The 2674-nt window shown below is 35.9% G+C and carries 2 protein-coding genes; one reads left to right on the top strand and one right to left on the bottom strand.

From position 1 onward, the window contains the following. The first annotated feature begins 119 nt into the window (after positions 1–119). The gene (locus BMW39_RS19045) at positions 120–1046 is read left to right on the top strand and encodes a replication initiation protein (RefSeq protein ID WP_034980140.1); all 927 of its coding nucleotides are present in this window, start codon (positions 120–122) and stop codon (positions 1044–1046) included. Between the two features lie 119 nt (positions 1047–1165). On the opposite strand, the gene mobV is transcribed toward BMW39_RS19045, so the two are convergent. Then, a complete protein-coding gene (gene mobV, locus BMW39_RS19040; RefSeq protein WP_034980137.1) occupies positions 1166–2335 on the bottom strand; it encodes a MobV family relaxase in 1170 nt (389 codons plus the stop codon). Positions 2336–2674 lie beyond the last annotated feature (339 nt).

Below are 2674 nucleotides of genomic sequence, written 5' to 3'. Positions count from 1 at the left end.
CTAAAAACAAGTTTTCATAAGCTAAAAACAAGTTTTTATAAGCGTGCTACATTATATGAAAACATGTATTGTTTGTTAATGTTGTTTTACATATCTTTGTTTTATCAAAATTTAAAATTATGGAATTGATGGATGTTAGTGAGAGTAAGAACATAATGCAACACAATGCTATTACCTCTGGTCGTTATGATTACTCCGCTTGTATGATGGACGTGCTTTTTATGGTGCTCTCTGGTCTTGAAGTTGGGAAATTAGAATATAATATTTACGTTCAGGACATTGAAACTATTACCGGTAGAAAATGGAATTTGAAGCAATTGCGAGAAGCTACAGAGGCTATTGGTTCTCGAATGTTTGAGATTGAAACAAAAGAAAGTTTAGACCAAATTTGGTTGTTTTCTCGTATCAAATATTTGTATGGAACTGGTTCTTTTGTGGTTGAACTTAACCATAGCGCTCTCCCTTATTTTTTCGAACTTAAAAATAATTTCACTTCGATGCAGTTAAAATCGGTGCTAAATTGTTCATCAAAATACGCCAAAAGATTGTACGGAATTGCTTGTCAATGGCGAAGTGTGGGTAGTAAACGCTTTGAAATCGTTGAGCTAAAAAAGATGCTTGGGTTGATCGATAAAAAAGGGAATGAGCAATTTGAAAGGATTTCAGAATTTAAAATATCTGTTTTAGAAATCGCAAAAAAGCAAATCAATGAAAATACAGATATTGACATTGATTTTGAACTAAAAAAACGTGGCCGTTCATTCCATTGGGTAACCCTGCATATCAACACCAAGATCCCTAAGCAGCTCGAAATTAATTTTGATATCAGTGTCGATAATCAGAAATATATTGCCAAAATTGCACACTATGGTGTCTCTCCAGATCAAGCGGAATTAATTGCAAAAAAAGAAAAAGAAGCAGACTTTGACAAGCTTATAACCGACTTAAATGCTAAAGTAAGAAGCGGAAAATTGAAAATAGATAAATCTGTGGCTTACCTTATTGGGATCTACCAAAAGAAAGGGATTTTACCAAATAAAGGATAGAAAAAAAACACTCTTTTTACCGAAAATAATCAGATTAAATTTTAATTTATGATGATTATTTGAGTCGGCTTTAGCCGATTAATTGCTGCAGAAAGAAAAAATATAGTCGGAAAAAACATTTAGAGTCTGGGTCCTCGGTTCTGCCCTCTCCTCTGGTCGAGCTCGTTTCTTCGCTCTCTTTCGTTTTGGAGGTGTTTTTCTACTTCCTTAAATTCTTTAGACCTCATTAAAAGCGCAGTATCTACGGGGGATAGTTGCTTTTCTTCTGCTACTTTTTTAACAGCTGAAGTAACCATTTCATTTATTTCTCGATCCCCTTTTTGCTGGATCGAATGGCTAATAAAATGAAATTTCAGTTTTACGTCATAGCCGTATTTTTTACCCACTTCATTTATTTTAATTTCTTTCATTTTTTCTCGATATTCATCACTCAAAAGACTGTATTTAAGATCCTTTTCGACGTTTTGACGGCTTTCTATAATCTTTATTTTAAATTCAGAATCTTTCTTCTGCTGTTCTTTGAGTTTGGCGATCTCTAAATCTTTTGATTTGAGGGCGGTTTTTTGCGATTTAAGGACGTTTTGCATTTCTTCCACACTTTCGGACTTGTAAACGCCTAAAAGGTTTTTTTCAGGCTTAAAATCGTTTTGGGAAATACTATTCTGCGCTTGCTTAATTCGGGCGTAATAGGTTTTTGCATCTTCATGTTTGACACCAGTTGCTTTTATTCCTCGTTGGAATCCGAATGATTTCATCTGGTCCGCATAGCGATCCTGGCGTTGGCTCATTTCTTTCGGATTTCCTAATAATTCTCTGGCTGAAAGTCTGCCGTCATTGGTCAATGGTACGGTTACAGCGTGTATGTGCATGGTTTTCTCATCGCGATGGATTGAAAACCGGACTATGTTTTTTTCTCCGAATTCTTTCTTTATAAATTCCAAATTGGCGTTGATCCATTCTTTCCGGAGATTAGAATTATTTTCTATTTTTTCCATTAAGTCCGGTGATCCGGTTAGAATATGCGTCGTGTATTTTACCGCATCTTTCCGAATTTCTTTTAATTCTCCCGCTTTATTTTTAGCATTGTAACCCTCTTTAATTCGGTCAGATATGGCGATATGAAGGGATTTATCACAATGGGGGGTTACTGTGATATGTTCATTCAAATGGATGCGTTCAGGGTCTGCATGTTGGTAGGTATGTTCTGCCCCTGGTTCCCGATCAATATGCTTTCCGATTCCTCCAGGAGAAACAGCTCCTTTTTCTACGTGATAAACTGCGTAACTCATTTCTGTTTTTTTGTTTTTTCCGACTATATTTTTTCTTTCTGCAGCAAAACTACCTTCCCCGATTCAGCATAGGTATGGGAACCCTCGGAGAGACCACCACATGTTTTCAAAAGCGTAGCGATTGAAAACATGTGTAGTGGGCTATACTTATTTTCAATAAACCCATTCAACCGTCAAAATCTTTGTGCAATTTATTAAAAATATATTTGATTAGAATTACGGTTCTGGTCTCTCACTCTATTCTTCAAACCTAATGCTCTATCCTTAAAAACTACACCCGAGTGTAGTAGGGTGATCACCCACACAAAAACCACATAAAAAAATTAACGTGGTCGCTGG

This window comes from Epilithonimonas lactis (assembly GCF_900110605.1).
Classification (GTDB): Bacteria; Bacteroidota; Bacteroidia; order Flavobacteriales; family Weeksellaceae; genus Epilithonimonas; species Epilithonimonas lactis.
This window is presented reverse-complemented; position numbering and strand designations above follow the sequence as displayed.

Excerpts from the sequence above, each read along its gene's own strand:
- BMW39_RS19045 (WP_034980140.1), top strand. The coding sequence starts at position 120 with ATGGAATTGATGGATGTTAGTGAGAGTAAGAACATAATGCAACACAAT.
- mobV (WP_034980137.1), bottom strand. The coding sequence starts at position 2,335 with ATGAGTTACGCAGTTTATCACGTAGAAAAAGGAGCTGTTTCTCCTGGA.